This window comes from Pedobacter sp., from assembly GCF_039594775.1.
Taxonomy (GTDB): Bacteria; Bacteroidota; Bacteroidia; order Sphingobacteriales; family Sphingobacteriaceae; genus Pedobacter.
In genome coordinates, this window is the sequence record NZ_JBCNMT010000005.1 from 343,230 (window position 1) to 349,229 (window position 6,000).

2 tRNA genes and 3 rRNA genes are annotated in these 6,000 nt (G+C 49.9%); all 5 read left to right on the forward strand.

Annotation, left to right across the window (positions count from 1 at the left end):
* Window positions 1-769 precede the first annotated feature (769 nt).
* The 5 genes from ABDV71_RS14490 to rrf all read left to right on the forward strand — a co-directional run bounded on the left by ABDV71_RS14490 (window position 770) and on the right by rrf (window position 5,960).
* Window positions 770-2,289: ribosomal RNA gene (locus ABDV71_RS14490) — 16S ribosomal RNA — on the forward strand.
* Between the two features lie 138 nt (window positions 2,290-2,427).
* Window positions 2,428-2,502 (forward strand) — tRNA-Ile (locus tag ABDV71_RS14495).
* 15 nt (window positions 2,503-2,517) lie between these two features.
* A tRNA-Ala gene (locus ABDV71_RS14500) sits at window positions 2,518-2,594 on the forward strand.
* 243 nt (window positions 2,595-2,837) lie between these two features.
* Window positions 2,838-5,712, forward strand: a 23S ribosomal RNA gene (locus ABDV71_RS14505).
* A 136-nt stretch (window positions 5,713-5,848) separates the two neighbouring features.
* Window positions 5,849-5,960: ribosomal RNA gene (gene rrf, locus ABDV71_RS14510) — 5S ribosomal RNA — on the forward strand.
* Together the 16S, 23S and 5S rRNA genes with 2 tRNA genes alongside form the textbook arrangement of a ribosomal RNA operon.
* The last annotated feature ends 40 nt before the right edge of the window (window positions 5,961-6,000 follow it).

Sequence of the window (6,000 nt, forward strand, 5' to 3'; positions counted from 1 at the left end):
TTATATATATATAGTGCTAATATGGCGAGTATTCATTCCTTGTTTTTAGGTTGATTAAATATAAAACTTACAATAGGAGATGCAATATAGATACCATTCCTAAGAGTTTTAAATCAGTTTTCAGATAGGTTGTTATTTTTTCTTTCTGTTCCCCAGTGTCTTATGTAGGTTCCTTCAATAAAAAACGGCTTATGTATTGCGCGGGGGATATATTTTGCTACCTTTGCACTCCGCTTCGGAGGAAGATGGGACGATGAAAAGCTAGGACAAACGGAAAGAAAAAAAGTTTTATTTTTTTCTTGCGGAAGGGAAAAGTTTTCCTACCTTTGCACTCCGCTTCGGAGGAAGAGGGGAAGGTTGAAAAGGGGGAATGACGGGGGAGAGAAGGTGAAGAGAAGGCAAATAAAAAATATTTCATTTTTTATTTGCGGAAAAGAAAAAGTTTCCTACCTTTGCAGTCCCAAACGGAATGGGAGCTATCGAGCGGAGCTTGATGGCGAATAGAAAAAAGATTGAAACGATGGGACGGATGCCAGAACATTAAGACTGGCCGACGAACGAGTCGAAGATATAGAAGACCGCCGCGAGGCCAGGTCGGAAAGTTCATTAAAGAGATATCATTTATACAAGCGCAGCGAGGCGAAAATGTTTACTGTAAAGTACATATAGTCAAACTGTTTTCTTTGGGTCGGTTCTTACAGACAATACAATTAAGAACAGACAATCAATTTTAGTTAATAGATAGTCAGTGTTCGAACTACAACATTTTACAATGGAGAGTTTGATCCTGGCTCAGGATGAACGCTAGCGGCAGGCCTAATACATGCAAGTCGAGGGGTAGAGCAGGCTTGCTTGCTTGAGACCGGCGCACGGGTGCGTAACGCGTATGCAACCTACCCTTTTCTGGGGGATAGCCCGGAGAAATCCGGATTAATACCGCATAAGACCACACGGCGGCATCGTCGAGGGGTCAAACATTTATGGGAGAAGGATGGGCATGCGTGCCATTAGCTAGTTGGCGGGGTAACGGCCCACCAAGGCTACGATGGCTAGGGGATCTGAGAGGATGGCCCCCCACACTGGTACTGAGACACGGACCAGACTCCTACGGGAGGCAGCAGTAAGGAATATTGGTCAATGGGCGCAAGCCTGAACCAGCCATGCCGCGTGCAGGAAGACGGCCCTCCGGGTTGTAAACTGCTTTTGTACGGGAATAAACCTTTCTTCGTGAAGAAAGCTGAATGTACCGTAAGAATAAGGATCGGCTAACTCCGTGCCAGCAGCCGCGGTAATACGGAGGATCCAAGCGTTATCCGGATTTATTGGGTTTAAAGGGTGCGTAGGCGGCCTGTTAAGTCAGGGGTGAAAGACGGTGGCTCAACCATCGCAGTGCCCTTGATACTGATGGGCTTGAATGGACTAGAGGTAGGCGGAATGTGACAAGTAGCGGTGAAATGCATAGATATGTCACAGAACACCGATTGCGAAGGCAGCTTACTATGGTCTGATTGACGCTGAGGCACGAAAGCGTGGGGATCGAACAGGATTAGATACCCTGGTAGTCCACGCCCTAAACGATGAACACTCGCTGTTGGCGATACACGGTCAGCGGCTAAGCGAAAGCGTTAAGTGTTCCACCTGGGGAGTACGCCCGCAAGGGTGAAACTCAAAGGAATTGACGGGGGCCCGCACAAGCGGAGGAGCATGTGGTTTAATTCGATGATACGCGAGGAACCTTACCCGGGCTTGAAAGTTAGTGAAGCATCCAGAGATGGATGCGTCCTTCGGGACACGAAACTAGGTGCTGCATGGCTGTCGTCAGCTCGTGCCGTGAGGTGTTGGGTTAAGTCCCGCAACGAGCGCAACCCCTATGTCTAGTTGCCAGCATGTAATGGTGGGGACTCTAGACAGACTGCCTGTGCAAACAGAGAGGAAGGAGGGGACGACGTCAAGTCATCATGGCCCTTACGTCCGGGGCTACACACGTGCTACAATGGACGGTACAGAGGGCAGCTAGATAGCAATATCATGCCAATCTCAAAAAGCCGTTCACAGTTCGGATCGGGGTCTGCAACTCGACCCCGTGAAGTTGGATTCGCTAGTAATCGCGTATCAGCAATGACGCGGTGAATACGTTCCCGGGCCTTGTACACACCGCCCGTCAAGCCATGGAAGTTGGGGGTACCTAAAGTACGTAACCGCAAGGAGCGTCCTAGGGTAAAACCGATAACTGGGGCTAAGTCGTAACAAGGTAGCCGTACCGGAAGGTGCGGCTGGAATACCTCCTTTCTGGAGTGGGACCAACCACTCGCTGCGCCCAAATGATAAATGATGGATATCTCGCAATAAAAAGAAAAAACACCAAGAAGATGAAGCCGCAGGTCTAAACCGGCCACAGGGCAGGGGATATGGATGGCACATCGATATAGTCCCGTAGCTCAGCCTGGTTAGAGCACTACACTGATAATGTAGGGGTCTCCAGTTCAAATCTGGACGGGACTACGGATAAGTTTTTTTGGGGGATTAGCTCAGCTGGCTAGAGCGCCTGCCTTGCACGCAGGAGGTCAACGGTTCGACTCCGTTATTCTCCACCACTTTGGTGAACAAAGATGAAAGAACAAAGATCAAAGACCAAGTCTTTATCCCTTGCTCCTTTATCCTTGCTCCACCGAGAGAAAGTTCTTTGACATATTGGAAGAAGTTAAAAAGAAGAGCAAACAACAATAGGCGACTGTTGTGTTTGTGCTCACCGCGCCACCAGCAATGGGAAGCGTGGTATGAGACATCATGACAAGAGCAAAAAAGCACACCGTGCGGCGCAAAAGGCGCACGAGTGGAAGAAAGTAACAAAGAGTATACGGGGGATGCCTTGGCTCTCGGAGGCGATGAAGGACGTGATAAGCTGCGATAAGCCGCGGGGATCTGCAAATGAGATTCGATCCGCGGATTTCCGAATGGGGAAACCCGCCATGTTGAAGACATGGCACAATAAGAGCGAACCTGCCGAACTGAAACATCTAAGTAAGCAGAGGAAGAGAAAATAACAATGATTTCCTGAGTAGTGGCGAGCGAAAGGGAAAGAGCCCAAACCACTTATGTTACGGCATATGTGGGGTTGTAGGACTGTGATGTGGTTACATTAACGCGAAGTGGAACGGGATGGGAAGCCCGGCAATATAGAGTGACAGCCTCGTACACGTAAGCAATAATGGCCTAACAGTATCCTGAGTACCGCGAGGTCGGAGACGCCTTGTGGGAATCTGCCGGCACCATCCGGTAAGGCTAAATACTCCCGAGAGACCGATAGTGAACCAGTACCGTGAGGGAAAGGTGAAAAGAACCCCGAACAGGGGAGTGAAATAGAACCTGAAACCGTATACTTACAAGCGGTCGGAGCACCTTCGTGGTGTGACGGCGTGCCTTTTGCATAATGAGCCTACGAGTTACTCTTCACTGGCAAGGTTAAGTGCTTCAGGCACGGATCCGAAGCGAAAGCGAGTCTGAATAGGGCGCATAGTCAGTGGAGGTAGACGCGAAACCTTGTGATCTACCCTTGGGCAGGTTGAAGTTGCGGTAACACGTAATGGAGGACCGAACCGATAAACGTTGAAAAGTTTCCGGATGACCTGAGGGTAGGGGTGAAAGGCTAATCAAACTGGGAAATAGCTCGTACTCCCCGAAATGTTTTTAGGAACAGCGTCGGTGTTGAGTTATATAGAGGTAGAGCTACTGATTGGGTGCGGGGGAGTCAAATCCTACCAAATCCAGACAAACTCCGAATGCTATATAATATAACCGGCAGTGAGGCTCAGGGTGCTAAGGTCCTGGGCCGAGAGGGAAAGAACCCAGACCATCAGCTAAGGTCCCTAAATTACGGTTAAGTTGAACTAACGAGGTGCGATTGCATAGACAGCTAGGATGTTGGCTTGGAAGCAGCCATTCATTTAAAGAGTGCGTAACAGCTCACTAGTCGAGCGATCGTGCATGGATAATAAACGGGCATCAAACCGTATACCGAAGCTATGGGATTGAAATATATCGGTAGGGGAGCATTCCAGCGGCGGCGAAGCTGTTGCGCGAGCAATGGTGGAGCTTCTGGAAAAGCAAATGTAGGCATAAGTAACGATAAGGCGGGAGAGAAACCCGCCCACCGAAAGGATAAGGTTTCCTGATCAACGCTAATCGGATCAGGGTTAGTCGAGGCCTAAGGCGAACCCGAAGGGGGTAGTCGATGGACAACGGGTTAATATTCCCGTACTTTTTATAGCTGCGATGTGGGGACGGAGTAGTGAAACTGCCGCGAACTGACGGAATAGTTCGTTGAAGACAGTAGGTATACGCATGGTAGGCAAATCCGCCGTGTGTGCTGAATGTCGATAGTACCGCGAGCCTTCGGGCAAGTGGATAGCGCAGGTAATCAGACTTCCAAGAAAAACCGCTAAGCCCTAGGCTATAAAAACTCGTACCGCAAACCGACACAGGTATCCGGGATGAGAATTCTAAGGTGCTCGAGTGAATCATGGCTAAGGAACTCGGCAAAATGGCCCTGTAACTTCGGGAGAAGGGGCGCTGTCAGCAATGGCAGCCGCAGTGAAAAGGCCCAGGCGACTGTTTAACAAAAACACATGGCTTTGCAAAATCGAAAGATGAGGTATAAGGCCTGACACCTGCCCGGTGCTGGAAGGTTAAGAGGGGATGTCAGCCGCAAGGCGAAGCATTGAATCGAAGCCCCAGTAAACGGCGGCCGTAACTATAACGGTCCTAAGGTAGCGAAATTCCTTGTCGGGTAAGTTCCGACCTGCACGAATGGTGTAACGATCTGGGCGCTGTCTCAGCCATGAGCTCGGTGAAATTGTGGTCCCGGTGAAGACGCCGGGTACCCGCAACGGGACGGAAAGACCCCATGCACCTTCACTACAGTTTAACATTGACATTGGGTACAGGATGTGTAGGATAGGTGGGAGGCTTTGAAGCGGCGTCGCCAGGCGTCGTGGAGCCAACGTTGAAATACCACCCTTTCTGTATTCGGTGTCTAACTCCGCTGAGCGGAGGACATTGTTTGATGGGTAGTTTGACTGGGGTGGTCGCCTCCAAAAAGGTAACGGAGGCTTTCAAAGGTAAGCTCAGTACGCTTGGTAACCGTACGGGGAGTGCAATAGCATAAGCTTGCTTGACTGTGAGGCATACAGGCCGATCAGGGTCGAAAGACGGATATAGTGATCCGGTGGTTCTGCATGGAAGGGCCATCGCTCAAAGGATAAAAGGTACGCTGGGGATAACAGGCTGATCTCCCCCAAGAGCTCATATCGACGGGGAGGTTTGGCACCTCGATGTCGGCTCGTCACATCCTGGGGCTGGAGAAGGTCCCAAGGGTTCGGCTGTTCGCCGATTAAAGTGGCACGCGAGCTGGGTTCAGAACGTCGCGAGACAGTTCGGTCCCTATCTGTTGTGGGCGTTGGAATCTTGAGTGGGGCTGACCTTAGTACGAGAGGACCGGGTTGGACTAGCCTCTAGTGAATCTGTTGTTCCGCCAGGGGCATTGCAGAGTAGCTACGCTGGGAATAGATAAGCGCTGAAAGCATCTAAGTGCGAAACTAGCCACGAGATGAGGATTCCATATAGGGCCGTAGCAGACTACTACGTTGATAGGCTACAGATGTAAAGGTGGCGACACCACAGTCGAGTAGTACTAATAGCCCGAGGCTTTCAAGAGCTGCACACACGTTGTTTGTTCTTCGCATAACTTCTTTCAATAATATGTCATTTAGGTTGTAGGTTATAGGTTGTAAGTGGTACGTTATACGGCGTATAACTTAAAACATGAAACCCGGCACTTAAATAAAAATCTTCAGGTGCCTATATCGGCGGTGTCCACCTCTTCCCATTCCGAACAGAGAAGTTAAGCCCGCCAGAGCCGATGGTACTGCGGTAACACGTGGGAGAGTAGGTCGGTGCCTATCCTTACAAGCCCCCTTCAGAAATGTCGGGGGCTTTTTTTGT